Source organism: Streptomyces sp. NPDC093261 (assembly GCF_044753645.1).
GTDB lineage: Bacteria > Actinomycetota > Actinomycetes > Streptomycetales > Streptomycetaceae > Streptomyces.
Genome location: NZ_JBIVNO010000003.1, coordinates 176,622 through 202,577 on the forward strand (window position 1 = coordinate 176,622; position 25,956 = coordinate 202,577).

The window sequence follows — 25,956 nt, forward strand, 5'->3', positions numbered from 1 at the left end:
CGCGCGCCTCGTGCGCCGGGCCCCACGGGCGGGTCCGTGAAGGCGGCACCGTACCGTGGAGGGCGTGTACCGGTTTCTGCTGACGCCCCGCTGGTGGGGGATCAACGTCTTCGTGCTGCTGGCCATCCCCTTCTGCATCTTCATGGGGTCATGGCAGCTGAGCCGGTTCGAGTCCCGGGTGCACGAGCAGCAGAGGGCCGGCGAGCAGGCCACGGCGGACCGCAAGGAGGCCGCCCGGCCGCTTCGGGAGCTGCTGCCCGTCGACCAGAACACGTCCGGGAAGCGGGCCACGGCCACCGGGCGGTACGGCAAGCAGTTGCTGGTGCCGGACCGGGAGCTGGACGGCAGGAACGGGTTCTATGTGCTGACCCTGCTGCGCACCGACGAGGGCAGGGCCCTGCCGGTCGTACGGGGCTGGCTGCCGGGTGACGCGAACGCCGCGAAGGCGCCGGCCGCGCCGACCGGCGAGGTCACCGTCACGGGTGCGCTGCAGGCGTCGGAGAGCCCGGGGGCGAACGGGGCGGGAGGGGGCGGGGGGCTCCCCCCCGACGAGACCGCGGCGATCAGCGCGGCGTCGCTGGTGAACCTCGTGCCGTACCAGCTCTACGATGCCTGGATCACCCTCGACAAGGCCGACAGCGGGATGCGGGCCGTACCGGCGACAGCGCCCCAGGGCACCGGGCTGGATCTCAAGGCGTTCCAGAACCTGGGCTACACGGGCGAGTGGTTCGTCTTCGCGGGCTTCACGGTCTTCATGTGGTTCCGTCTGCTGCGGCGCGAGGTTGAGTACGCCCGGGACGCGGAACTGGGCCTCGTCACGGAGGAGCCGGAGGCCGGGCGCCCGTCTGCCCCGGCCGAGGCAGAGGCAACGGCAGGGGCGGCCGGGGACGAGAAGGCCGCCGCCGCGAGCGAGCGCCGGGCCGCCGCCACCTGAGGCAGGGCGGCCGGCAGGACCAGCCGTTCCCGGGTGCGCCCGCTCCGGGAACGGGGACGAAAACGCACGGCAGCCGGACGCACAGCTCAGGGCGTCAGGACGCCGGCAGCATCCCCGTGCGGTAGACCGTGCCGGCGCAGGCGTTGGGGACGGTGGTCGTGGAGGTCCCGGAGCCGGTCTCCGGGGTGTGGGAGACGGCCACACTGCCGTCGGCCACGCCGTCCTCCGTCATCAGCTGCGGTGCCACGCCGCCGCTCTCCGGGGTCGTGCCGCCGCTCGTGCCGGTGGAGGCCGAGGGGCTCGGGTCCGGTGAGGGTCCGCCGGTGCCGCCGCCCGTGGTGGGGCAGGTCTCCGACGGGACCCAGGCGAACTTGACCTCATAGGCCGCGCCGGGCTTGAGCACCAGTGAGGTGACGGCCTGGGACGGGTCGGGCAGCGCGGTGGCAGCGTCGCCCGCGACATGGTTCACCACGCTGATCTTGGAGGGGTCCGCCGCGCCCTGGGGAGCCGTGGAGACACTGCCGCCGCCCGAGACCGTGCAGGGCGTGGTGGAGACGTTGGTGACGCGGAAGGTGCCGTAGACGGTGCCGCTGGAGTCCGGGGCGCCCGCGGTGGCGGTCGCGCCGCCGAGCTGGGCCGCCGTGCACACGGGTGCGCTCTGCGCCGAGGCCGTCGGGTCGGCCCCGCCGGCGGCTCCGCCGGGCACGCCCTTGCCCTTGTCCTCCTTGCCCTTCTGACCGCTCTGGCCCCTGTCCTTGGTCATGCCGCCGGAGCCGACCGAGCCGCTGGAGCCGCCGTCCGGGCCCTTGCCCTGCTCGGTGCCCTGCCGGGCCTGTGAGGCCTGGCCGGCGATGGAGGGATCGGCGTCGGAGCCCGTGGCGTTGGAGACATGGACGAGGGCAGGGATCGCCGTGCCGACGAACAGGGCGGCGGCCGCCATGCCGACCAGGGCCTGCCGCTTGCGCGCCCGCCGGGCGGGCACCGCGCGCCGCAGATGCTCCAGGGTGCCGTCGCGCGGCTCGATGTCGTCCACCGCCTGGTGGAGGATCCGCCGCAGCGCCTGTTCGTCCTGAGCGAGCCCCTCGGCCTCCAGGCCGTCCCACCCGTCACCGGATGCGTCCGTACGGCCCTCGGAGCCGCCGAGCCCCCGTGCGAAGCGATCGGCGGCAAACGCGCCGGGAGCGGCGCGGTCCGGCCGGGGTTCCTGCCGGCCCTGGTCGTCGGGGCGGTGGTTCACAGTTCCGTTCCCAGCATGCTGCTCGTGGTCGTCCTCGTGGGGCGCGGACCGGTCCGTCGGCTCGTGCCACACATCGGGCTCGTGTCGTTCGTGGGAGTCGCGTCCCGGGACGGCGGGGCGCCGCTCCTCGTGCTCGCTCATGCCGGCGCTCCCATGACGGTGCGCAGTGCCGCGATGCCGCGCGATCCGTACGCCTTCACCGACCCCAGGGATATCCCCAGCGTCTCGGCGACCTGGGCCTCTGTCATGTCCGCGAAGTAGCGCAGCACCAGCACCTCGCGCTGGCGGCGCTGGAGACCCTTCATGGCCCGGATCAGCGAGTCGCGCTCGAGCTGGTCATACGCACCCTCCTCCGCGCTCGCCATGTCCGGCATCGGCTTGGAGAGCAGTTTGAGACCGAGGATGCGGCGGCGCAGCGCCGAACGGGAGAGGTTGACGACCGTCTGGCGCAGATAGGCGAGCGTCTTCTCCGGGTCGCGGACGCGTTTGCGCGCCGAGTGGACGCGGATGAACGCCTCCTGGACGACGTCCTCGCAGGACGCGGTGTCGTCGAGCAGGAGCGCCGCGAGTCCGAGGAGGGAGCGGTAATGGGCACGGTAGGTCTCGGTGAGATGGTCCACCGTGGTGCCGGCGGCCGTCGTCTCCTCGGCGCTCTCGCGCTGGCCGGGTATGCGGGCGGGCCGCGCTGCGGGCACGGGCGCGATCACCGGCATGCCGCCGGGCGCGCCGGGCATCCGGGGGCGGCGGGGCGGGCGCAGGGCTGTGCCCCTCGCCCGTACCGCGGTGAATTCGAGTACCTCTGCCACGCCAGTTGGACACGTCTCACCCCGTGAGGGTTGTACGCGACCGACATCGCCTTCGCGTCAGGCAGCACGTCCGTCTGCACCTGTCCTCGTGCGCCCCCCAGCGCAGCGGACCGTGCGTCTCGTGACCTCATGCGTACCAGCTCTTCCCCTATGCCCCATGTGTGACGGTGCCCGCCCCCCCAGGGTGACCGCAAAGACGCTCCCCGCTCCGCAAGCGGTTGCGGGGCGGGGAGGGAAATCTTCGAACGCCCGAAGGCTTCGATACAAGTGGTCCGGACCACACGACCGGCCTGCCGAACCGTCACAGATCCTACAAACGATTCGGCCGACGACCGGGGGCCTTCCCGCCTGGTGGGACGGCGGCCGAAGAAGCTGCGGGCTACGGAACCACCCACTCCGCGGCCGAGCGGGCTACGGAACCACCCGCTCCGCCGCGACCAGTTCCGCGATCTGCGCCGCGTTCAGGGCCGAGCCCTTGCGCAGGTTGTCCCCGCACACGAACAGTTCCAGCGCGGTCGGGTCGTCGAGGGAGCGGCGTACCCGGCCCACCCAGGTCGGGTCCGTGCCGACCACGTCGGCGGGGGTGGGGAACTCACCCGCGGCCGGGTCGTCGAAAAGGACGACTCCGGGCGCGGTGGCGAGGATGTCCCGCGCGCGGTCGACCGTGACCTCGTCCTCGAAGCGGGCGTGGACGGTCAGGGAGTGCGCGGTGACCACGGGCACGCGGACGCAGGTGACCGCCACCCGCAGCCGGGGCAGCCCCAGAATCTTGCGGGACTCGTCGCGGATCTTCATCTCCTCCGAGGACCAGCCGTCCCCGGCCGGCGACCCGGTCCACGGGACGACGTTCAGCGCCACCGGCTCCGGGAAGGGTCCCGTGTTGTCGCCCACGGCGCGCCGTACGTCGCCGGGGCTCGTCCCCAGCTCCGTCCCCGCGACCAGCGACAACTGCTGGCGCAGGGTGTCGATGCCCGCGCGTCCCGCTTCGCTCACGGCCTGGTACGAGGACACGACCAGCTCGGTCAGCCCGAACTCGGCGTGCAGCGCCCCGAGCGGCACGATCATCGAGAGCGTCGTGCAGTGCGGGTTGGCGATGATGCCGCGCGGGCGCACCCGGGCGGCGTGCGGGTTGACCTCCGGCACGACCAGCGGGACCTCCGGGTCCATCCGGAACGCACCCGAGTCGTCCACCACGACCGCACCCCGCGCGGCGGCGACCGGCGCCCACTGCCGCGCCACCTCGTCCGGTACGTCGAACATCGCCACGTCGACGCCCGACAGTGCCTCCTCGTCGAGCGCGACCACCTCGACCTCCTCGCCGCGCACGGTCAGCTTGCGGCCGGCCGAGCGGGGTGAGGCGATCAGACGGATCTCTCCCCAGATGTCCGCGTGCTGGGACAGGATCTGGAGCATGACGGAGCCGACGGCCCCGGTCGCTCCCACGACCGCGAGCGTCGGCCGCCCGGTCCGCGCCGTCACCGGCGCTCACCACGGGGCACACCAGGGCCCGGCAGACCGGCCCACGGCACGGGGCGCACGGCCGGCCCGGATCCCGTACGGCCCGCACGCCCGGCTTCGGCACGGCCCGCGCGCCCGGATCCCGTACGGCCCGCACGCCCGGATCCCGTACGGCCCGCACGCCCGGGTCCCGTACGGCGCACGCACGCGGACCCCATACGGTCCTCGCCCCCGCGGGGGAGGCCGGTCATCGCCCGCTGCCTCCGTAGACCACGGCCTCGTCGCTCTCGGAGTCCAGGCCGAAGGCGCTGTGCACCGCGCGCACCGCCTCCGGGACGTCGTCCGCGCGCGTCACCACCGAGATGCGGATCTCGGAGGTCGAGATCAGCTCGATGTTCACGCCCGCGTCGCTGAGCGCCTCGAAGAAGCAGGCCGTGACGCCCGGGTTGGTCTTCATGCCCGCGCCGACGAGGGAGATCTTGCCGATCTGGTCGTCGTAGCGCAGCGAGTCGTAGCCGATCGCGGTCTTGCCCTTCTCCAGGGCGTCGATCGCCTTGCGCCCCTCGGTCTTCGGGAGCGTGAAGGAGATGTCCGTGAGGCCGGTCGCCGCGGCCGAGACGTTCTGCACGACCATGTCGATGTTGATCTCGGCGTCCGCGATGGCGCGGAAGATCGAGGCGGCCTCGCCCGGCTTGTCCGGCACGCCGACGACCGTGATCTTGGCCTCGGAGGTGTCGTGCGCGACACCGGAGATGATGGCCTGCTCCACCTGCTTGTCCCCTTGCTCGATCGGCTCGCTGCTGACCCACGTGCCCTGGAGCCCGCTGAAGGAGGAGCGGACGTGGATCGGGATGTTGTAGCGGCGCGCGTACTCCACGCAGCGGTGGAGCAGCACCTTGGACCCGGACGAGGCCAGCTCCAGCATGTCCCCGAAGGAGATCCAGTCGATCTTCCGGGCCTTCTTCACCACACGCGGGTCGGCGGTGAACACGCCGTCGACGTCGGTGTAGATCTCGCACACCTCGGCGTCGAGGGCGGCGGCCAGCGCCACGGCGGTGGTGTCGGAGCCGCCCCGGCCCAGGGTCGTGATGTCCTTCTTGTCCTGGCTCACACCCTGGAAACCGGCGACGATGGCGATGTTGCCCTCGTCCAGCGCGGTGCGAATACGACCGGGCGTGACGTCGATGATCCGGGCTTTGTTGTGGACGGAGTCGGTGATGACGCCTGCCTGGCTGCCGGTGAAGCTCTGGGCCTCGTGACCCAGGTTCTTGATCGCCATGGCCAGCAGGGCCATGGAGATCCGCTCTCCGGCGGTCAGCAGCATGTCGAACTCACGCCCGGCAGGTATCGGGGATACCTGCTCGGCGAGATCGATCAGCTCGTCCGTCGTGTCGCCCATCGCGGAAACGACGACAACCACCTGGTTGCCGTTCTTCTTCGCTTCCACGATCCGCTTGGCGACGCGCTTGATGCCCTCGGCATCGGCTACGGAGGAGCCTCCGTACTTCTGCACGACAAGGCCCACGTGCGCTCCTCGCTCAATCCGTCTCTTTCCGCACCCGCGCAGTGCCGGTGCGGTCGGCTCAGTCTATCGAGCGGCCGAATTTCCCTTCCGGGATACCGCATGGTGAGATGTCCCGCTCGGGTCGGGACCATCCCGTTTTTCTCCGGATCCAGGACGGGCGGACGACGGTTTTCACCGCCGCCCTCCACAGGGAAACCGGGCCGCTCCGCACGGCACCTGCCCCCGCCGCGCACGCCGTACTCGAAAACGTGCCGCGTGTCACAGGGGCCGCCCGCGGCCTACCGCACCGGCCGCGGTCCGAGTCACTGCACCGGCCGCAGTCCGAGCGGTCGCGCGATCTCCCGGGCCATGACCCGGCCCGCCTCCTCCGCGAGGATCTCGTCGCCGAGGTCCTGGTCGGTGTCGAGGCCGTCGAGCTCCGCGAGGGGCTGGTTCAGCCGCACATGCGCGACCACGGACTGCAGGGCTCGCAGGGTCGCGGAGGCGGTCGCGCCCCAGTTGGAGAAGTACGAGAACTGCCACCACCACAGCGCCTCCGTGGTGCGGCCCGCACGGTAGTGGGCCATGCCGTGGCGCAGATCCGTGATGATGTCCGCCAGATCGTCGGAGATCCGGGCCGGGACCGGGGCCCTGCGCGGCTCGTACGGGTCGAAGACCTCCGAGTAGACGTCGATCGGGTCCAGCATGGCGGCGAAACGCTCGCGCAGCCCGTCCACGTCCGCGTCCGGGCCCGTGTCCGGCTCGTAGCGCTCCTCGGGCACGATGTCCTCGTGCGCGCCCAGACGGCCGCCCGCGAGCAGCAGCTGGGAGACCTCCAGCAGGAGGAAGGGGACGGCCGAGTCCGGCTCGTCGCCCTTGGCGACCTCCGTGACGGCGACCAGGAAGCTCTCGACCTGATCCGCGATCTGAACGGCGAAGTCGTCCGGGTCCTGCGTCGTGGAGTGCAGCGTGGCGTCAGACATCTAGGAGTCGTCTCCCCTCGAAGGCGCGGCCGAGGGTGACCTCGTCCGCGTATTCCAGGTCGCCACCCACCGGGAGGCCGCTGGCCAGGCGGGTGACCTTGAGGCCCATGGGTTTGATCATGCGGGCGAGATAGGTGGCCGTGGCCTCGCCCTCCAGGTTGGGGTCCGTGGCCAGGATCAGCTCGGTGACCGTGCCGTCGGCCAGCCGGGCGAGCAGCTCCCTGATGCGCAGGTCGTCCGGGCCGACGCCCTCGATGGGACTGATCGCGCCGCCCAGGACGTGGTAGCGGCCGCGGAACTCGCGGGTGCGCTCGATCGCGACGACGTCCTTCGGCTCCTCCACCACGCAGATCACCGACGGGTCGCGGCGCGCGTCACGGCAGATGCCGCACAGTTCCTCCTGCGCCACGTTGCCGCAGGTCGCGCAGAAGCGGACCTTCGCCTTCACCTCGAGCAGCGCCTGGGCGAGCCGGCGGACGTCCGCCGGCTCCGCCTGCAGGATGTGGAAGGCGATCCGCTGGGCGCTCTTGGGACCGACGCCGGGCAGCCGTCCCAGCTCGTCGATGAGGTCCTGAACCACGCCTTCGTACAACGGACTGCCTTTCCTGAAGAGCTACGGTACGTACCGTAGCCGGGCTCGGTTTCTTGGTACGTACGGTAGTTGGCCCTCGCCTTGCGAAGAAGGGATGGGCCGGTGGACTCAGAACGGCAGGCCGGGGATGCCGCCGCCCAGTCCCTGCGCCAGCGGGCCGAGCTTCTGCTGCTGGAGCGCCTGCGCGTTCTCGTTGGCCGCCTGGACGGCCGCGACGACCAGATCGGCGAGTGTCTCCGTGTCCTCGGGGTCCACCGCCTTCGGGTCGATCACCAGGGAACGCAGCTCGCCGGCACCGGTGACGGTGGCCTTCACCAGGCCGCCGCCCGCCTGACCGTCGACCTCCATCCGGGCCAGCTCCTCCTGGGCCCGCGCGAGATCCTGCTGCATCTTCTGAGCCTGCTGGAGCAGCTGCTGCATGTTGGGCTGGCCACCACCGGGAATCACGATCAGCTCCTGGTCTCGTTCGGGTACGGCCGGCAGGTCGCGTACCGCTGTCAGGGCGGGATGTGCCGCCTGGCACGAGCCTACGTGGTCACCGGGACGACCGCTCCGGTAGTCCGTCCGGACCCAGGCAGCGCACGCGGCGGCACTCTTTCGGGTGGCATTGCGGGGCGGCCTCCCCCGGCCACGGCCCACTTCCGGGCGGAAAAGCCCCGAAACCCGGGTCCTCGTCGTCCGGGGGACGGTAGGAAGGGTCCGGCGCTTCAGCACCACGCGTCACGAGCACGTCGCGGAACGTGTGCCGCGTGGGCGGCGGGCGCACACCGCGAAGTGACCATCGCGGAACGTCGGAGCCGTACGTAGGGAGTGCCGGGTGAGTCAGCCGGAGATGCAGCCCGAGGGTCCCCTCCAGGACGGGCGGGGCGACGGCGCGGCAGGGCTTCGGCCGGGCGACCTCGGAGGGCGGCCCTTTCCGCACGGCGACTGGGGGGAGCCCGCGGAGCGGCTGGACGAGCTGTACCGGTGGGTGGAGCGGCGGGCGCTGGAGACGGCGGCCTGGTACCTCGCGAACCGGGTGTGGAAGCGCCGGGTCGCGCGGGCGCTGCGCGCGGGCACGGCGGTCGGGGTCGTGTGCGGGGCCGCGCTGCCCCTGCTCGATCTGACCGGGGTCGCGGAGGGCGCCGTGCCCTGGGCGTATCTGTCGCTGCTGCTGGGGATGGCGTGCGTCGCCGGGGACCGCTTCTTCGGGGTGACCTCCGGGTGGATGCGGGACGTGGCGACCGCCCAGGCCCTGCAACGGCGCTTGCAGACGCTTCAGTTCGACTGGGCGACCGAGAGCGTGCGGGAGGTTCTCGGGCCGGCGGAGGGGAGCGCGGGCGAGGCGGCGGAGCGGTGCCTTTCGGTGTTGCGGCGGTTCAGCGAGGACGTGACGGAACTGATGCGGGCGGAGACCGCGGACTGGATGGTGGAGTTCCGCAGGGGGTCCGCGCCGCTGGTGCTCCAGTCGGTGGGGGCGGCCGCGCCCCGGCCCGAAGGAGTGGCGCCGGGAAGGTTCACCCCGCCCACGGGAGCCCGGCCCAACATGCCGAGGCAACGGCCGCCGGACCCCCGGTGAGGCGGCCGGCTCGTCGTCCCGGCGGTCGCCGTCCGCGCTCAGCCGTCGTCGCTCAGCCGTCGTCGTCCGCGCAGAGCGGCAGCACCGCCGGCGCGGAGCACGGCAGATGACCGTGCGTCCGGATCTCGTTCTCGCCGGTGCTCTGGCTGACGTAGGCGAGGAATTGGGCGGCGAGGGAGCCGACGGGCGGGCGCCGGTAGGTGTAGGCGTACTCGACGCCACGGTAGGGGTAGTTGTTCCTGCGGTACTCGATGTCCTCGATGGAGGCGGCGGCTCCGTCCAGGGACACCCGTCGCAGGCCCTTGTGGCGGGCGAGGTTGAGTTCGCTGTAGCCGACGGCGCCGGGGATCCTGGCCACCGTGTCCAGCACCTTCTGTGTGGAGTCGAGTTCACAGCGCATGACGGGCGCGGAGCGGTCGTCCTGGTGGACGCAGTCCAGTGAGGTGCTGGGGGCCCGCTCCCAGGTGCCGAGCACCCGCCGCTGGAAGATCTGCCGGGTGCCGGAGTCGGCGTTGCGGCTGACGAGCACCACGGGCAGGTCGGGCAGGTCGGGATCGAGCTGCTTCCAGCGGGTGACCTGGCCGCGGTAGATGCGGCGTACGTCCGCCAGGGAGAGCCCGTGCGGCAGGTCGACGCCCTCGTTGACGACCAGGGTGAAGGCGGACACGGCGACCCGTGTCCCGTCGAGATCGAAGACCCCGCCGGCCCTGGGGGTGGGACCGTCGGAGAACGCGATCATGGCCGGGGCGCCTTTCGACTGGGAGCCCAGCGAGACGAGGTCCCCGACCCCCGCCTCGCTGCCGTGCGCGTCCACCGTGATGTCGGAGCCCTCGCACCTCTTCTCGTACTGCTTCGCCAGATCCCGCACCACGGGCGCGAAGGCCGTCGAGCCGGTGACCGTCAGGGAGCCGTGGGCGCAGCCGAGGGGGAGCGGGTGGTCGTCGCGGGCGATGACGATGCCGGCGAGCGTGAGGACGCTGAGCGTGAGCGTGATGCTGATCAGCCGGGCGGCCCGGCTGAACAGGGGCGGCTGGTCGTCCGGGGTGGCGCTGCGGTTGGGGTGCACCTCGCCGTCGCGGATGCCGCCTATGAGCCGTATCTCGCGGCCCACGTCGCCGCCGGACAGCAGCACCAGCAGCTTGAAGTGCTCGCCCCGGTTGAGCGGGACGCGCGGGATGCGCAGCCGGTTGCCCTCGTAGCCGAAGCCGCGCTCCGCGGTGAAGTGGTCCATCAGATGGTCGGTGTCGGTCGGCTGGGTGACCGACACACCGGCGATGGTGCGATCGGTGAACACCGCGGTCAGGCCGTGGCGTTCGGGGCCGGTGTAGTCGCCGCCGTCGATGCCCTGCGAGCCGTCGTTCTCGATGCGCAGCAGGACGAGTGTCGCGTCCACCATGCCCGGGGTCTCGTCGAAGAGGCCCAGACGTCTGTTGGCGCGGCCCGAGCGGACGTCGTCACCGATCGGGTTGTCCATCTGGACGCGGTAGCCGATGCGCTTGCGGCGCGGCACCCGGCGTTCGTACCAGACCATGGCGACGGACGCGACGATGCCGAGGACCGCGGTGCCCACGGCCACGACGTTCTCTGGACTCAACCACTGCACCGCGGGTCCCCCACAACTCCCCGGAGCCGATCGTGGGGTCACGGTACGGGCCGTCGGCGGCGGCGGGCAGGGGATGGCCGTCTAAGTTCGCGTGACGTTCAACTTGCCTGTCGGTGAAGGGTGTTCAGTTCTGCCTGGTGTAGGTGAGGGACTCGCCGCCGCTTGTGTTCACCCGGCGCAGGCGGCCGTCCGGCAGAAGCGTCAGCTCCGTCGCGGCGCCCGGGGTACAGGCCGACGCGGGACGGCCCGTCTCGACCGTGGAGGGGCCGATGTCCAAGGGGCCGTCCGCGCCGGGCGATCGGGCCAGGCCGGCCCGGAAGACACAGTGGTAGGCGCCGCCGCCGAGCGGGCCGTCCGCGGTCAGCGAGAGCACCGTGTCGCCCACCCCGCCCCGCTCGATGACCAGCCGGCGGGTGTTGTGGCCGCTCGCGTTGTCGATGGCGGCATTCCAGGTGCCGAGGAAGGCGTCGGGCACGGCGCCGGCGGCGGACGAGGGCGCGGTGGGACTCGCGATGGCCGGGGCGGAGCCCGCGGGGGTGTCCGGAGTGGGGGTGGCGGGCGCCGCGGAGCGGTGCGCGTGGCCGCGTCCGCCGCTCGTCGCCGTGGCGTCGCCGCGCATCAGCGCGTACACCGAGCCGCCCGCGCCGAGCGCGACCACCAGGGCGGCGACCAGCAGCGCGGCGGTGGAGCGCCCGCTTCTGCGCCGCGGCTCCTGCGAGCCGGGGCCGCCGTAGGAGTACGGGCCGTACGGCCGGGTCGGCCCGAGGGCGGGGCCGAAGCCGCCGTGGCCGTACCCGGGCTGGGGGTGCTGCTGGGGACAGCCGTACGCGGCGGGCGGCGGGGGCGGCCCGGCGGAAGCGGCCTGGGCGGGCGGGCCGCCGGGGGAGGCGGGCGGCGGCGGAGCGGCACCGCAGGGCAGTTCGGAGGCGGCCGCGTGCTCGGGCGCCACCTCGGGAACCGTGTGCGCCGCGGGAACCGCCGGGGGCCGCTTGGTGAGGTCCACCGGGACCCGGGGGGCGACCGGAGATCCCGGAACCCGCTGGTCCTCCGCGCCGGGCACCGGGGCGGTCCCGGCACCCGGGCCGGCGGCGGATCGGGCGGAATCCGTGGCAGGCCCCACGGGGCCTGCGGCGCCCCCGGCGGGGGCCCCGCCACGCCCCCCGCCGGGGGCGCCCGCGGGGTCCGCGGCATCCGCGCGCCCGGCGTCCACGGCGCCCGAAGGGCCCGTACCGCCCCCCGAGAGCGCCGATCCCGGCGCGTGCCCAGCGCCACCCTCCGGCGCCGCCCTCGTCGCGGTCACCTCCGGGTCCTCCGCGTCCAGCAACCGCACGGCATGACGGCCCAGTTGGGCGACCAGGGCGGCGGGCAGCCAGGGGTCCCGGCTGCGGCCGCCGGAGACCGTGTCCTCGGCGCCGGCCCGTTCCAGGATGTCCGCCGGGGTGGGCCGGGCCGCCGGGTCCTTGCGCAGACAGTCGCGGACGAGATCGCCGAGGCTCTCGGGCACGCCCGACAGGTCCGGTTCCTCCTGGGCGATACGGAACATCAGGGCGTGCACCCCGCTGCCCCCGCTGCCGAAGGGAAGGGCTCCCGTGGCGGCGTAGGCGAGGACGGACCCCAGGCAGAAGACGTCGCACGCGGGCGTGACGCGGTCGCCGCGCACCTGCTCGGGCGCCATGAACCCGGGCGACCCGACCAGCGCACCGGTACGGGTGAGCCCCGCGCCGCTGAGGGTCTCCAGGGCGCGGGCGATGCCGAAGTCGATGACCCGGGGCCCGTCGATGGTCACCAGCACGTTGGAGGGCTTGAGGTCGCGGTGGATGAGCCCGGCGGCGTGGATGTCCCGCAAGGCGTGGGCGAGCCCGGCGGCCAGCACGCGCACGGACCGCTCCGGCATGGCGCCGTGGTCGCGGGAGACGATGCTCTGAAGTGTGGGGCCCGCGACATAGCCGGTGGCGACCCAGGGGATGTCGGCCTCGGTGTCCGCGTCCAGGACGGGCGCGGTCCAGTACCCGCCGACCCGCCGCGCGGCCTGCACCTCCTGCCGGAAGCGCGCCCTGAACTCCTCCTGCTCCGCCAGCTCACGCCGGACGAGCTTCACGGCGACGGTACGTCCCCGGTCGGAGCGGGCCAGATACACGTTCCCCATGCCGCCGGCCCCGAGCCGGGCGAGCAGCCGGTAGGCCCCGGCGCTGCCCCGGAGCCGCAAGCCCGAGGGGATCCCCAGCGGATCCCCGCCCCCCGGCATCTCCATCGCCGCCTCACCTACCCCCTGCGTGCGCGACAGACAGCCTGAGAATAACCAGAGAACATCGCCGCGCCGCCAGGAGCCCGCCACGGCGGTGCCCCGGTTCCGTCACAGGCCGGGACGGGCGGCTTCCTCGCACTTCGCCGCGCCCCCGCCCCGCCGAGAAGGCCGACGGGCCGCGGAACGCCGGCGCCGGGCGCCGTCCTGCCACGGTCGCCGGGGCCATCCTGTCGACAGACTGTCGCGTTCCGGGCCCGTCCACAGACAGGACGCCGGTGTCGCGTCCGTGTGCCGGACTTCTACGCTCGGGCGCATGACGCCTCAGACCGACCCCCAGGCCGGCGCCGCCGTCAAGGCCGCGGACCGTGCGCATGTCTTCCACTCCTGGTCAGCGCAGGAGCTCATCGACCCGCTCGCCGTCGCCGGTGCGGAGGGGTCGTACTTCTGGGACTTCGAAGGCAACCGCTATCTCGATCTCACGAGCGGACTCGTCTTCACCAACATCGGCTACCAGCACCCGAAGGTCGTCGCCGCGATCCAGGAGCAGGCCGCCTCCCTGGCCACGTTCGCGCCCGCCTTCGCCGTCGAGGCGCGCTCGGAGGCCGCCCGGCTGATCGCCGAGCGCACCCCCGGCGACCTCGACAAGATCTTCTTCACCAACGGCGGCGCCGACGCGGTGGAGCACGCCGTGCGCATGGCACGGATCCACACCGGCCGCCCCAAGGTGCTGTCCGCCTACCGCTCGTACCACGGCGGCACCCAGCAGGCGATCAACCTCACCGGTGACCCGCGCCGCTGGGCCTCCGACAGCGGGGCCGCGGGCGTGGTGCACTTCTGGGCGCCGTTCCCGTACCGCTCCCGCTTCTACGCGCAGACCGAGCAGCAGGAGTGCGAGCGGGCGCTGGAGCACCTGGAGACGACCATCGCCTTCGAGGGGCCGGGGACGATCGCCGCGATCATCCTGGAGACCATCCCCGGCACCGCCGGGATCATGGTCCCGCCGCCCGGCTATCTCGCGGGCGTCCGTGAGCTGTGCGACACGTACGGGATCGTCTTCATCCTCGACGAGGTGATGGCCGGTTTCGGGCGCACCGGCCGGTGGTTCGCGGCGGACCTGTTCGACGTCGTCCCGGATCTGATGACCTTCGCCAAGGGCGTGAACTCCGGGTATGTGCCGCTCGGCGGCGTCGCCATCTCCGGGCGGATCGCGGAGACCTTCGGCAAGCGGGCCTACCCGGGCGGGCTGACGTACTCGGGGCATCCGCTGGCGTGCGCGGCGGCCGTCGCGACGATCAACGTGATGGCCGAGGAGGGCATCGTCGACAACGCGGCGGAGCTGGGCGCGTCCGTCGTGGAGCCGGGTCTGCGCCGGCTGGCCGAGCGCCACCCGAGCGTCGGCGAGGTGCGCGGGGTCGGCATGTTCTGGGCCCTGGACCTGGTCAGGAACAAGGAGACCCGGGAGCCGCTCGTGCCCTACAACGCGGCCGGGGAGGCGGCCGCGCCGATGGCCGCGTTCGCCGCCGCCGCGAAGGCGAACGGCGTGTGGCCGTTCGTGAACATGAACCGTACGCATGTGGTGCCGCCATGCAACGTGACGGAGGCGGAGCTGAAGGAGGGGCTCGCGGCGCTGGACGCGGCGCTCTCCGTGGCGGACGAGTACACCGAGTAGGCAGGGATTCCCCGGTTCCCGAACGCGTAAGGTGGCGAGCTCGTAGGCCTGTACGAGCACGCCACCCGTACGTGACGAGGGAGATACCGGACCATGCCCGGCAGCACCGGCAACGGCGCCGTGACCCGCAGCACCCTGCGGCAGCAGATCGCGGACGCGCTCCGCGACGAGGTGCTGGCGGGCCGGCTCCAGCCGGGGCAGGAGTTCACGGTGAAGGAGATCGCCGACCAGTACGGCGTCTCCGCGACCCCGGTCCGCGAGGCCCTGGTGGATCTGTCCGCCCAGGGTCTCCTGGACGCCGTGCAGCACCGCGGCTTCGAGGTCCACGCCTACTCCCTCGCCGACTACCGCGGCATGATCGAGGCCCGCGGCCTCGTCACGGACGGGCTCTTCCGGCGCCTCGTCGACAACGACGGCAAGGCCGCGCTGGAGGGCCCCGCTCTGACCGCCGCCCTGGCCGCGGTGCGCCGCCGCGGCGAGGAGGCCCAGCGCGCCGCCGCCGCCGGGGAGCTGAACATCCTCATCGGCTACGACCTGCGCTTCTGGCGGGAGCTGGCCGCCCTGTACAGCAACCCCTACCTCGCCGACTTCCTGCACCGGCTGCGGGTGCAGTCGTGGGTGTGCGCGGTCCAGCACCTGCGCAGGGTCACCCGGCTCGACGGCCACCTCTGGTCCGGGTACACCGAGGTCGTCGACGCGCTCGCCCACCGCGACCCGGCCGCGGCGCATGCGGTGGTCGCCGCGTACAACGCGCACTCCCTCGCCCTGGTCGAGCGGCTGGCCGCCGGATGAGCCGGCCGGGGGCCGCGGACGTCATAGAGAACATGCCGGCCATCTCCATCGATCTGTCCGTCGTCGTCCCCGCCTACAACGAGGAGGGGCGGCTCGGTCCCACCCTCGACGCGATCGCCGGGTTCCTGGGCGACAACGAGAACCGCTTCGGCGCGTGGGAGGTCCTCGTCGTCGACGACGGGTCCACCGACGGCACCCGGGACGTCGTCGCCGCCGCCTCGGCCCACGACCGGCGCGTCCGGCTCGTCACCAGCCCCCGCAACGGCGGCAAGGGCCACGCCCTGCGCCTCGGGGTGCTCGCCTCGTCGGGCCGCCGGGTCCTCGTCACGGACGCCGATCTGGCCGCCCCGATCGAGCAGCTGGAGGTGCTCGACAAGGCACTGGCCGAGGGCCACTCGGCGGCGGTCGGCTCCCGCTCGGCGCCGGGCGCGACCATCGAGCGGCACCAGAGCCCCGCCCGCGAGCTGCTCGGACGAGCCGGGAACCTGCTGATACGCCGGATCGCCGTCCCCGGCGTCCGCGACACCCAGTGCGGCTTCAAGCTCTTCGACGGCGACCGGGCCCGCGAGGCGTTCGGCGCGTCCCGGCTCACCGGCTGGGGCATCGACGTGGAGATACTCCAGCACTTCCGGCGCTCGGGCTGGCCCGTCACCGAGGTGCCCGTGCGCTGGGCGCACCAGCCGGGCTCCAAGGTCCGCCCGCTGGACTACCTCCGTGTCCTCGCCGAGCTGACCGCGCTCAAGCTCCGCTCGGTCCGCCCCGCCGACCTCCTCGCGGCCGCCGTGTTCCTGCTGATGGCGGTGGGCCTGTACGCGGGCCGCTGGGCGGACCCGAACCACCGCTACCTCCCGGACTCGTTGCAGGACCAGAACCAGTGGGAGTGGTTCTTCGCGGTGACGGCCGACAACGTGGCCCATCTACGCGACCCCTTCTTCACCACTCTCCAGGGGTTCCCCGACGGGGTGAACCTCATGGCCAACACGGTCATGCTGGGTCTGACCGTCCCCTTCGCACCGGTCACCCTCGCCCTCGGCCCCGCGATCTCCCTCGCCCTGGTGATGACGCTCGGGCTGGCCGCCACCGCCACGGCCTGGTACACGCTGATCGTCCGGCGCGTCGTACGGCACCGGGGCGCGGCCTTCACCGGCGCGGCGCTCGCCGCCTTCGCTCCGCCGATGGTCAGCCACGCCAACGCGCATCCGAACTTCGTCGTGCTGTTCATGATCCCGCTGATCATCGAGCGGGCGCTGCGGCTGAGCACGGGCACGCGGGTGGTGCGGGACGGGGTGGTCCTCGGGCTGATGGCGGTGTATCAGATCCTCCTGGGCGAGGAGCCGCTGCTGCTGGCGTCCCTCGGCATGGTGCTGTTCGCGGGCGCGTATGCGGCCGTACGCCCCCGGGTGGCGAGGGCGGCCGTACGGCCGCTGGCGAAGGGCCTGGCGATCGCCGCCGCGGTGTGCCTCCCGCTGGTCGCGCTGCCGCTGTACTGGCAGTTCCTCGGCCCGCAGAGCTACACACGGGTGCTGCACACCGACCACATGGGCAACAGCCCCCGGGCCCTGCTGTCCTTCGCCGAGCGCTCACTGGTCGCGGGCGACAAGGCGACGGCGGACGCGCTCTCCCCGAACCCCACCGAGCAGAACGCCTTCTACGGCTGGCCGCTGGCGCTGCTGGCGTTCGCGATCGTCGTACGGCTGTGGGAGCGCGCGCTGGTCAAGGCGCTGGCCTTCACGGCGGGGGCCGCCGCACTTCTCTCCCTGGGCCCGCGGTTCCAGATCCCGCTCACGAACATGACGGTCCCGGGACCCTGGGCGCTGCTCGCGGACAAGCCCCTGTTCGAGTCGGTCATCGAGGGCCGGGTGGCGATGGTGTGCGCGCCCGCACTCGGGATGCTGCTGGCCGTGGCGGTGGAGCGGCTGGTGCACACCCCGCGCGTCGGCCGCCAGTTCCTGGGCCTGACGGCGGTCGCCGCGGCGCTCATCCCGATCCTCCCGGCCCCGCTGAAGTCGGTGGAGCGGGCCCAGGTGCCGTCCTTCATCGTGGACGGGACATGGCAGGGGTACGTCGGCAAGGGCGAGACACTGGTGCCGATCCCGTTGCCCGACTCGGGCAACGCGGAGGCCCTGCACTGGCAGACGGCGGCGGGCCTGAGGTTCCGGCTGCCCGGCGGTTACTTCAACGGTCCCTACGGCCCTGAGCGCGTCGGCATCTACGGTGCCTCCCCCCGCTACACCTCCAGCATGCTGCGCGACATCAGCTTCACCGGGGTGGCGCCCGTGATCGGCAAGAACTGGAGGGCGCAGGCACGAGCCGACTTCGCGTACTGGCACGCGGGGGTTCTGGTGCTGGCTCCGCAGCAGTACCAGGACCGGTTGCGCCAGGCCGTGGACCAGCTCGTGGGGCGGCCCGGGAAGTGGGTCGGCGGGGTGTGGGTATGGGACCTGCACGACATCGGGCGCCCGGCCCCCGCGCGCACTACGCTTCCTGCACCACACCGATGACCCGAGGAGCTTACTGTTGGCCTGTGACCTGTGGCTGGTCCCGCTCGTCGACGTACTGTGCCATACGCCCGACAACCCGTTCGCCGAGGAACTCGCCCTCTACGACAAGGCGCTGGGCGAGGCCGCCCTGCCGCCGGTGCCGGTGTACCAGTACATGCCGGGGCTGACCGGTGAGGTGGCGCCGGTCGCGGGCTTCGACTACGACGCGCTGCACTTCCTGCGCCGCGCCTATCTGCTCCAGGTGTGCGGGCTCGCCGTGACCCCGGTCGACGAACTCGGCGGCGACTACGAGCAGCTCCTGGAGATGTTCGAGTCGACGGCCCAGCAGTCGCATCTGGTGTGGCACTACGACCATGCGGGCGCCTATGTCCCGGTGGACTTCCCGCATCCCCTGTCGAACGCCGAACTCCTCGCGGGTGGCGGCCCGTTGGGGTCCTCCCAGGCGCTGCTACGGGAACTGGAGTTCGTGGCTCCGTCGATCGGCATCGATCCGGCGAACCCGCCCTTGGCCCCGGAGGCGCCGCTCGCCCCCACGGCACTGGAGGAGCCGGCGCTTCCCGCCCCGTACGACCCGAGCCCCTTCGCCCGGGAACGGCACGTCTGGCTGGGCCTGCACGCGGCGGCGACCCGGAGCCTCGCCCAGGGCTCGATGATCGTCTTCAGCTGAGGCCGGGGCAGGGTTCCCTGGGCGGGTACCCTCCCGGCCCCCCGTCGGTTCTGCCCGACGTCGGCGCCGCCCGCACCTGGGCACTGGTCGCGCCCGCGTCCCACCACTCCTCCACCAGCGGCGCGAGCCGTAGGGCGTCGGTCGCGCCGAGGGTGAGCCCCGGGTGGGTGCGGCCGAGCGGCCGGGCGGCGAGAGCGGTGCGCTCGGTCGGCCCGGCGCCCGCGTCCGGGGGTGGGGAGGGAGGTTCGGTTCTTGTTCCCTTTGTTCCCTGGTCTTTTCCCCTGAAGGGGGAGCGCCCGAGAGCGCGGTGTGCGACTCGCCGGAGGCCGGGCTCACAGGCGGAACGTCGCACTTTTCACTGCGGGGAGTGAAGGGCGGTGCGCAGAAGAAGCGTGTGGACGCGGTCGTCGGCGGCCGTGGGGCGGTAGCGCCAGCTCAGCGGCCAGGTGAAGCCGCGGAGAGCCGGGACCGGGATGTACGAGACGTGGTGCGCACCGGCGGTGAGGCGCGTGACCCCGTCAGGCCAGGAGCGGTGGGACGTGCTGCCGACCGGGACGAGGAAGTAGACGGCGCGTCGGCCGTTGGCCTCCTCGACCACCGGGCCCGGCGCCCCGCCGGTCATGCGGGCGAGACGGTCGGCGAGGGCGCGACCACGGTCGCCGTCCACGCGCACGGCGTCGAACAGGACGCCCGCCCTGCGGGTTGGATGCCGGTCGCGGGGATCCAGTCCAGGTCATTGGGCAAGAAGATCGGTTACACCGGTTCGGCGGTCAGCGCGATGGAGACGTGTGCGCAGCCGGCGAGTGATCAGATGCTGGTGAAGCTGGAGGAGGCGATCGGGGGCGGGCTCGGGGTCTTCGAGAAGGCGCGCAGTTGGATGCTGCTGGAGAAGTACCCGGCACGCTTCCGGGGCTTCTCCGAACTGGAAGCCGAGGCGGTCACGATTTGCTCGTACGAGACGCTGGTGGTCGACGGGCTGTTCCAGACAGAGGAGTACGCGCGGGCGTTGATCGGGGGCGGCTATCCGCCCGTCCCTGAGCAGAAGCGTGACCAACTGGTCGAGGCGCGACTCGCGCGCCGGGCACTCTTCGAGCGGACACCGGCACCGATGATCGAGCTGATCCTCGAAGAGGGCGTCCTTCGGCGGCCGTTCGGATCATGGGAGGTGCTGCGCGGACAACTGCACTCCCTCGCCGCGGACGCCCGGAGGGACAACGTCTGCGTCCAGGTGCTTCCGATGGACCGTGGGCTGCGCGGCACGTATGCGGGTGACCGCGGTGCCATGAAGCTGGTGGAGACCAAGGATCACGAGCACGTCGTCTACATGGAGATCGAGGACCAAGGCATTCTGATCTGCGATCCCCCGGAGGCATCTCAACTCGGGCACCGCTATGCGAAGATCCGATCACAGGCTCTGAGCCCCGACGACTCACTGAGCTTCATCGAGCGGCTGGCAGGAGAAAACCGATGACCGGCACCGAACCCCTCCGGTGGCTCAAGTCCAGCTACAGCGACAGCGGCGGCGGCAACTGCGTCGAGGTCGCCCCCTGTCCGGAGCTGATCCACATCCGCGACTCCAAGAACCCCAGCGGACCGGTTCTCACCGTCTCCCACGGCGCGTGGGGCGCATTTCTCGAGAGTGCCCCCGTACCGTCGGCGGCCCTCCTCCCCGCCGCCCCCCTCACCCAATAGCCGGAAAAACTGCAACACTTCCTCCAGATCTGTCGCACTTTTCCAGTCTGGTACCACCCCCGCCCCTGCCATGCTGCCCGACGTGAGCCGATCCGCACCCTCCGTCTGGCAGCCCGGGACGGGCACGGTGTACCGCGCCACCCTGGACGCGCTGGCCCAGTACGGCCCCCGGCGGGTCGGCGTGACGCACATCGCCCGTGTGGCCCGCTGCAACCGCTCCTACCTCTACCGGAACTGGACCGGTCCCGAGGTGCTGATCCGGGACGCCACGCTGGCCGAGCTCAGGCGTCTGCTGCATGTGGCCGGCGAGGTCCCCGCCCCGCTGCCGCCGCCACGATGTCTCGCCGTCCATGTCGTGGTGCGTGCGGCACGTCTGCTGCGAGAGCACCCGGTGGTGAGAACCCTGGCGCTGACCGCCCCGGATCTGGTGCACGCCGCCGTACTGCGTCCGACGACCGTCTGGCATCGGACGGCCTGGGACTGGTTGCGCCGGGACGTGACCGGACACCTGCCCACGGGCGCCACGCAGGACACGGTCACGCTCGCCGTCCTCACCACCGCCCTGCCCTACGCGCTCACACCACCGCCGGACGTCCCGGATCCCGCCGCCGAGCGCGAGGCCGTCGACCGGAGGCTGAGTTCGGCCCTGCACTCCTGCCTCGGTCTCCCGCCCTGCTGCCCGGACGGCGCGGCGGATCCGGCCTAGAACACCGGTGTCCCGCCCTGGGTCAGCTTCCAGTTGGCGACCGCGAAGTCGGCCGGGTTCAGGGCGCCCTTCGCCGTCACATAGTCGATCATCAGCTGGCGGATCTCGTTGGTGGAGCTGTAGGCGATGTCGGCCGCGGCGATGTGCGGGTAGCCGCTGCCGCCGTTGGCGCGGTAGTTGTTGACGGCGACGACGAAGACCTGGTCGTCGGCGACCGGGGCGCCCTTGTAGCTGAGGTTCCTGATCCTCGACCCCTCGGGCTGGGCGATGTCGATGTCGTAGTCGACCCCGGCGGCGGTGTCGTACATGTAGTCCCAGAAGTTGTTGGCGTTGGTGAGGGTCGAGGTGTCGACCTTCGTGCCGGACGGGACCTGGTGGTAGTACTTCGCCGCGTACTCCAGGTAGTCCTTGAGCTGGGCGCCCGTGAGCTTCTTGCCGTACAGCGTGTTGTCGTAGATGTAGAGCCCGGCGATGTCCTTGATCGTCACATTGCCCGCGGGGATGTCCGCCGTCCGGCTGAACGGCGCGGCGACCGAGATGAGCGGGAGGGCGGCGTCGGCGGTGGACAGGCCGGTGGCGACCGTGGCCATCTGGACCTGGTGGATGAAGTCCATGATGGGGACGTCCTTCCAGCACGACTCGGCCGCCGAGAGGTCCTGGGTGCAGGTGCCGACCGGGGTGTTGACGTACTTCACCACGAGGTCGTGGTCGGCCTTCAGGAGCCGGGTGATCTCCGGGTCCTCCTCGACGTTGTTGGGGTTGAGGGTCTGGGCCGTCTTGCTCGTGACCCGCCACTGCCCGTGGTGCAGTTCGAGGTCGAAGTCGAAGACGGTCAGCCGCATGCCCCAGCAGTAGGGCTCGGACAGCAGGACGTCCTCGCCGGTCTGCTCGTTCTTGACGGTGTAGGAGGAGACCTCGACATGGGTGTGGCCGACGAGGATGGCGTCGATGCCGGGGACCTGCTCGGCGACGAGATTGGAGGCGTTCTCGACGTAGGGCAGCTCATTGCCGTACGAGGACGAGCCGTCGAGGCCGGAGTGGTCGGTCAGGAAGACGACGTCGCAGCCGAGGGCGCGGAGCCGGGGCACGTACTTCCTCGCCTGCTCGACGAGCCCGGGGAAGACCATCTTCCCACTGACGTTGTCCTTGTCCCACAGGGCGATACCGGGGTTGGTCAGACCGAGGATGCCGACCTTGATGTCGGGGGCGCCCGGGACACGGATCCGCTTCACCGTGTACGGCTGGAAGGCGGGCCGCAGGGTCTTGGCGTCCAGCGCGTTGGCGCCGAGCAGCGGGAAGCGGCACTGGCTCTCGAACTTGCGCAGCACGTCGATGCCGTAGTTGAACTCGTGGTTGCCGAGCGCGGCGGCGTCGTAGCGCATGTGGTTCATGGCCACGGCCATCGGGTGCCGGGGGCCGTGGTGGCCGTCGGTGCCGGTGATGGGGTCGACGCGCGCGTAGTAGTACGCCAGGGAGGTGCCCTGGATGATGTCACCGGCGTCGACGAGCAGAACGCGGTCCTCGCCCTTCGCCTCCCGCTGCTGCTTGATGAGGGTGGCGATGCGCGCGACACCGACGGAGTTGCCGGCCTTGTCCTTGTAGGCGGCGTCCGAGTAGTAGTCCCAGTCGAAGACGTGGCTGTGCAGGTCGGTGGTGCCCAGGATGGAGAACGACCAGGTGCGGGGGGCCTTTCCAGGTCGGTGGCCGGCCTCGGCGGCCTGGGCCGTGCCGGCGCCGGCGGCACCCGCGGCGGCGACGGCCGCACCGGTGACGGCCGACTTCTGCATGAACTCCCGGCGGTTCATGGGACTGACGGGCATTCGGGGCTCCTGGGACTGGGGTCAGGGGGTCAACTGTGCGTGTTGTGCGGGGATTTACGGGACTACACGCGTAGATGGTCGCGGCACCCCGGTGGCGCGCGAAACCCCCAAGTCCCCATGTGCAGGTCAAGGATGCCCCATGAAACGACCACGCCCCCGGTGCGGCCGAAGCCTCACCGGGGGCGTGCTGGAAGGACAAGCCCGGGACAACCGGGGATTACAGGAACGAGTTGATCTCGATCGTCTCGTCGCGGCCCGGGCCCACGCCGATCGCCGAGATCGGGGCGCCCGACATCTCCTCCAGGGCCTTGACGTAACCCTGGGCGTTCTTCGGCAGATCCGCGAAGGTCTTGGCCTTCGTGATGTCCTCCTGCCAGCCCGGGAGGTACTCGTAGACCGGCTTCGCGTGGTGGAAGTCGGTCTGGGAGTAGGGCAGTTCCTCGACCCGCCTGCCGTCGATCTCGTACGCGACGCAGACCGGGATCCGCTCCCAGCCGGTCAGCACGTCGAGCTTGGTGAGGAAGAAGTCCGTCAGCCCGTTGACCCGGGTCGCGTAGCGGGCGATCACCGCGTCGAACCAGCCGCAGCGGCGGTCACGGCCGGTGGTGACACCGCGCTCGCCGCCGATGCGGCGCAGGGCCTCGCCGTCCTCGTCGAACAGCTCGGTCGGGAAGGGGCCGGAGCCGACGCGGGTCGTGTACGCCTTCAGGATGCCGATGACCCGGCTGATCTTCGTCGGGCCGACGCCGGCGCCCGTGCAGGCGCCGCCCGCGGTCGGGTTCGACGAGGTGACGAAGGGGTACGTGCCGTGGTCGATGTCCAGCAGAGTGCCCTGGCCGCCCTCGAACAGGACCACCTTGTCGTCGTCGAGCGCCTGGTTGAGGATCAGGACCGTGTCGGCGACGTAGGGCCTGATCTTGTCGGCGTAGCCGAGCAGCTCCTCGACCACCTGGTCCACGGCGATCGCGCGCCGGTTGTAGAGCTTGGTGAGGATCTGGTTCTTGACGTCGAGGGCCGCCTCCACCTTCTGGGTGAGGATCGACTCGTCGTACAGGTCCTGGACCCGGATGCCGACGCGATTGATCTTGTCGGCGTAGGTCGGGCCGATGCCCCGGCCGGTGGTGCCGATCTTGCGCTTGCCGAGGAAGCGCTCCGTCACCTTGTCGACGGTGACGTTGTACGGCGTGATGACGTGCGCGTTGCCGCTGATCAGGAGCTTGGACGTGTCGACGCCACGCTCGTTCAGACCGCTCAGCTCGGAGAGCAGTACCGACGGGTCGACGACGACGCCGTTGCCGATGACAGGCGTACATCCGGGCGACAGGATTCCGGAGGGGAGGAGGTGCAGTGCATACTTCTGGTCGCCCACGACCACCGTGTGGCCGGCGTTGTTGCCGCCCTGGTAGCGCACTACATAATCCACCGAGCCGCCGAGCAGGTCGGTGGCCTTCCCCTTGCCCTCGTCACCCCACTGAGCACCGAGCAGCACAAGTGCGGGCACGCGCGTACACCCCTTCCGGGCGGGGCATGTCCAAGGTCAGGGGCGTACGCGGAGGGTCCACCGCCGTGTGCACCGCGGCCGTCGTTGGCCGCAAACCGTCGGACCGGATGCCCCGGAATAGACGAAGCCCCTGGCGCAATAGCGCAAGGGGCTCTTGCACAAAGATGCTACCCGAGGAAGCGAGGCAGGACCGAGGTGGCGACTTCCGACCAGCTCCTCGTGGTCATCGACCCGGTCGCCCGTCACTGCGACGGTGAGGCCGTACGGATCGCGAAAGACGTGCTCAGCGCGCGTGCGGCGACGAAGGTGTGCCTCCCGGACGGCCCGGAGGAATTCGCCCGGGCCCTGGATCGCCGGGGCTCGCGGCGGCCGGTGGTGGTGGGCGACGACCGGGCGCTGCTGCGGGCGGTGACCCTGCTGCACCGGCGGCGGGAGCTGGGCACCACGGCCCTGGCGCTGGTCCCGGTCGGGGCCGCGCTGTCGCTGGCGCGGACCCTCGGGGTGCCGACGGGACCGGTGGCGGCTGCCCGGGCGGTGCTGGACGGGGCGGAGCGGCGGCTGGACCTGCTGGCCGACGACAGCGACGGGGTGGTGCTCGGGGAGCTGCGGATACCCTCCCTGCCGTCGGTGCCGTCCCCGCGGAACGGGGAGCACCTCGGCGAGGAGGCCGCGTCCGCGCGGCCGTGGCTGCGCATGCGCCAGTCGCTGGTACGGACTCTGGCCCGCCCGCCCCGGCTCACCTCCCCGCACCCTCTCGGGCCCTCCCGGCTGCGGATCGAGGTCGACGGGGTGACGCTGGTGGATCTGAACCAGCCGGTGACGGGCGTGTCCGTGACCCCGGACTCCTCCGGGACGGCCGTGGTGGAGGTGCGGCCCCTGTCGGTGGGCGCTGAGGCGTCGCCGCTCGCGGCGCGGGGGCGGACGGTGACGGTGTCGGGGGCGGACTTCCGCTACCGGGCGGACGCGGTGGTGAGCGGTCCGGTGCGCCACAGGACGTGGACGGTGTGGGAGGGAGCCTGGGTGCTCACGGTGCCGGTTTCCGATTGCAGACCAGACGCCACTCGGAGCAGCGATCCGCTCACGGGATCGTGAGCGGATTCGCTCAGCCCCGGCCGAACGTCCTGTCCCGGTGGACACGCCAGCGTTCCATCATCGCCTCGACCTCTCCCTCGACGAACTCGAAGAACGCGAGGGTCTCCGCGAGCCGCATGCCCGCCGGGGTGTCCGCACCCAGGCTCGTGACCCCCTCGCGCAGGGCCTCCTCCCAGCGCTTGATGAGGGCCTCGCGGCTGGTGAGCGCCTCGTACCACTGGTTGCTGTGCACCCGGTACCGCTCGCGGCGCGAGCCCGGCTCCCGCTCCCGCGACACCAGATGCACCTGCGCCAGATAGCGCACCGCCCCGGACACCGCGGCCGGGCTGATCCGCAGCCGCTCCCCCAGCTCCGCGGAGGTGAGGGTGCCGGTGTCGGAGGCGAGCAGCGCGCCGAAGACGCGGGCGGGCATGCGCGGCACGCCCGCCTCGACGAGCTGCGCGGCGAAGTGCTCCACGAACCGCGAGACCGACTCCGGGTCCCGCTCCACCGCCTTCGGCTCCGCCATCCCTGGATCATCTCCCCTGTTCAGCACCGCCATCGAGTCTACCGAGGCTTTATACGTTTCCTTAACTTCACAAACTTCTGAAAGAAGC

At 71.8% G+C, this 25,956-nt stretch carries 22 protein-coding genes and 1 pseudogene; 10 read left to right on the plus strand and 13 right to left on the minus strand.

The features are described from left to right. Positions 1-64: 64 nt before the first annotated feature. Positions 65-934: an SURF1 family protein gene (locus ACIP94_RS09915; protein WP_402422131.1), complete on the plus strand. Its 870-nt coding sequence runs from the start codon at positions 65-67 to the stop codon at positions 932-934. 94 nt (positions 935-1,028) lie between these two features. Here ACIP94_RS09915 and ACIP94_RS09920 read toward each other — a convergent pair whose 3' ends face one another. The 7 genes from ACIP94_RS09920 to ACIP94_RS09950 form a co-directional block, all read right to left on the minus strand. Then, positions 1,029-2,312, minus strand: a complete 1,284-nt coding sequence (locus ACIP94_RS09920) for a hypothetical protein (RefSeq protein ID WP_402422133.1) — start codon at positions 2,310-2,312, stop codon at positions 1,029-1,031. Then, positions 2,309-2,977: a SigE family RNA polymerase sigma factor gene (locus ACIP94_RS09925; protein ID WP_402422136.1), complete on the minus strand. Its 669-nt coding sequence runs from the start codon at positions 2,975-2,977 to the stop codon at positions 2,309-2,311. The genes ACIP94_RS09920 and ACIP94_RS09925 overlap by 4 nt, the downstream gene beginning before the upstream one ends. Before the next feature lie 411 nt (positions 2,978-3,388). Beyond that, complete coding sequence (locus ACIP94_RS09930) at positions 3,389-4,456, minus strand: aspartate-semialdehyde dehydrogenase (protein ID WP_402422139.1); 1,068 nt, start codon at positions 4,454-4,456, stop codon at positions 3,389-3,391. 226 nt (positions 4,457-4,682) lie between these two features. Further along, positions 4,683-5,960 (minus strand): aspartate kinase, encoded by a 1,278-nt coding sequence (locus tag ACIP94_RS09935; protein ID WP_402422141.1) that lies wholly within the window; start codon positions 5,958-5,960, stop codon positions 4,683-4,685. Between the two features lie 302 nt (positions 5,961-6,262). Next, entirely contained in the window at positions 6,263-6,922 is a 660-nt protein-coding gene (locus ACIP94_RS09940; RefSeq protein WP_402422144.1) for a DUF5063 domain-containing protein, read from the minus strand. Further along, entirely contained in the window at positions 6,915-7,514 is a 600-nt protein-coding gene (gene recR / locus ACIP94_RS09945; protein WP_071367631.1) for a recombination mediator RecR, read from the minus strand. Before recR ends, ACIP94_RS09940 begins: the two co-directional genes overlap by 8 nt. A gap of 108 nt (positions 7,515-7,622) precedes the next feature. Then, positions 7,623-7,961, minus strand: a complete 339-nt coding sequence (locus ACIP94_RS09950) for a YbaB/EbfC family nucleoid-associated protein (protein WP_402422147.1) — start codon at positions 7,959-7,961, stop codon at positions 7,623-7,625. Positions 7,962-8,331: 370 nt separating this feature from the next. On the opposite strand from ACIP94_RS09950, the gene ACIP94_RS09955 reads away from it, so the two are divergent. Further along, a complete protein-coding gene (locus ACIP94_RS09955; protein WP_402422150.1) occupies positions 8,332-9,072 on the plus strand; it encodes an SLATT domain-containing protein in 741 nt (246 codons plus the stop codon). A gap of 52 nt (positions 9,073-9,124) precedes the next feature. Here ACIP94_RS09955 and ACIP94_RS09960 read toward each other — a convergent pair whose 3' ends face one another. Together ACIP94_RS09960 and ACIP94_RS09965 are read right to left on the minus strand one after the other, a co-directional pair. Next, entirely contained in the window at positions 9,125-10,675 is a 1,551-nt protein-coding gene (locus ACIP94_RS09960) for a PstS family phosphate ABC transporter substrate-binding protein (RefSeq protein WP_402422153.1), read from the minus strand. A gap of 124 nt (positions 10,676-10,799) precedes the next feature. Then, positions 10,800-12,926 carry a protein kinase gene (locus tag ACIP94_RS09965; RefSeq protein ID WP_402422155.1) on the minus strand — a complete coding sequence of 709 codons (2,127 nt, stop codon included), beginning with the start codon at positions 12,924-12,926 and terminating at the stop codon, positions 10,800-10,802. Between the two features lie 307 nt (positions 12,927-13,233). Here ACIP94_RS09965 and ACIP94_RS09970 point away from each other — a divergent pair, with 307 nt between their 5' ends. The 4 genes from ACIP94_RS09970 to ACIP94_RS09985 all read left to right on the plus strand — a co-directional run bounded on the left by ACIP94_RS09970 (position 13,234) and on the right by ACIP94_RS09985 (position 18,549). Further along, positions 13,234-14,589, plus strand: coding sequence for an aspartate aminotransferase family protein (locus ACIP94_RS09970; protein ID WP_402422158.1), 1,356 nt, complete (start codon positions 13,234-13,236; stop codon positions 14,587-14,589). A gap of 93 nt (positions 14,590-14,682) precedes the next feature. Continuing rightward, a complete protein-coding gene (locus ACIP94_RS09975) occupies positions 14,683-15,381 on the plus strand; it encodes a GntR family transcriptional regulator (RefSeq protein WP_402422160.1) in 699 nt (232 codons plus the stop codon). A 32-nt stretch (positions 15,382-15,413) separates the two neighbouring features. Next, the gene (locus tag ACIP94_RS09980) at positions 15,414-17,882 is read left to right on the plus strand and encodes a dolichyl-phosphate beta-glucosyltransferase (protein WP_402422163.1); all 2,469 of its coding nucleotides are present in this window, start codon (positions 15,414-15,416) and stop codon (positions 17,880-17,882) included. Positions 17,883-17,898: 16 nt separating this feature from the next. Further along, a complete protein-coding gene (locus ACIP94_RS09985; protein WP_402422166.1) occupies positions 17,899-18,549 on the plus strand; it encodes a hypothetical protein in 651 nt (216 codons plus the stop codon). A 355-nt stretch (positions 18,550-18,904) separates the two neighbouring features. On the opposite strand, the pseudogene ACIP94_RS09990 reads toward ACIP94_RS09985, so the two are convergent. Then, a pseudogene (locus ACIP94_RS09990) lies at positions 18,905-19,299 on the minus strand (hypothetical protein). On the opposite strand from ACIP94_RS09990, the gene ACIP94_RS09995 reads away from it, so the two are divergent. From ACIP94_RS09995 to ACIP94_RS10005, 3 genes are all read left to right on the plus strand, one after another. Beyond that, entirely contained in the window at positions 19,256-20,020 is a 765-nt protein-coding gene (locus ACIP94_RS09995) for a DUF5753 domain-containing protein (RefSeq protein WP_402422169.1), read from the plus strand. The pseudogene ACIP94_RS09990 and the gene ACIP94_RS09995 overlap by 44 nt on opposite strands. Continuing rightward, positions 20,017-20,241 (plus strand): DUF397 domain-containing protein, encoded by a 225-nt coding sequence (locus tag ACIP94_RS10000; protein ID WP_402422172.1) that lies wholly within the window; start codon positions 20,017-20,019, stop codon positions 20,239-20,241. The genes ACIP94_RS09995 and ACIP94_RS10000 overlap by 4 nt, the downstream gene beginning before the upstream one ends. Before the next feature lie 82 nt (positions 20,242-20,323). Beyond that, positions 20,324-20,947 (plus strand): TetR/AcrR family transcriptional regulator, encoded by a 624-nt coding sequence (locus ACIP94_RS10005; protein WP_402422175.1) that lies wholly within the window; start codon positions 20,324-20,326, stop codon positions 20,945-20,947. On the opposite strand, the gene ACIP94_RS10010 is transcribed toward ACIP94_RS10005, so the two are convergent. After that, on the minus strand, positions 20,944-22,767 hold the full coding sequence (locus ACIP94_RS10010) for a bifunctional metallophosphatase/5'-nucleotidase (RefSeq protein WP_402422178.1): 1,824 nt from the start codon (positions 22,765-22,767) through the stop codon (positions 20,944-20,946). The genes ACIP94_RS10005 and ACIP94_RS10010 overlap by 4 nt on opposite strands. Before the next feature lie 217 nt (positions 22,768-22,984). Next, complete coding sequence (locus tag ACIP94_RS10015) at positions 22,985-24,268, minus strand: adenylosuccinate synthase (protein ID WP_402422181.1); 1,284 nt, start codon at positions 24,266-24,268, stop codon at positions 22,985-22,987. A 195-nt stretch (positions 24,269-24,463) separates the two neighbouring features. Here ACIP94_RS10015 and ACIP94_RS10020 point away from each other — a divergent pair, with 195 nt between their 5' ends. Further along, on the plus strand, positions 24,464-25,360 hold the full coding sequence (locus ACIP94_RS10020; RefSeq protein WP_402422183.1) for a diacylglycerol kinase family protein: 897 nt from the start codon (positions 24,464-24,466) through the stop codon (positions 25,358-25,360). 10 nt (positions 25,361-25,370) lie between these two features. Here ACIP94_RS10020 and ACIP94_RS10025 read toward each other — a convergent pair whose 3' ends face one another. After that, complete coding sequence (locus ACIP94_RS10025; RefSeq protein ID WP_402422186.1) at positions 25,371-25,868, minus strand: GbsR/MarR family transcriptional regulator; 498 nt, start codon at positions 25,866-25,868, stop codon at positions 25,371-25,373. Positions 25,869-25,956: the final 88 nt, after the last annotated feature.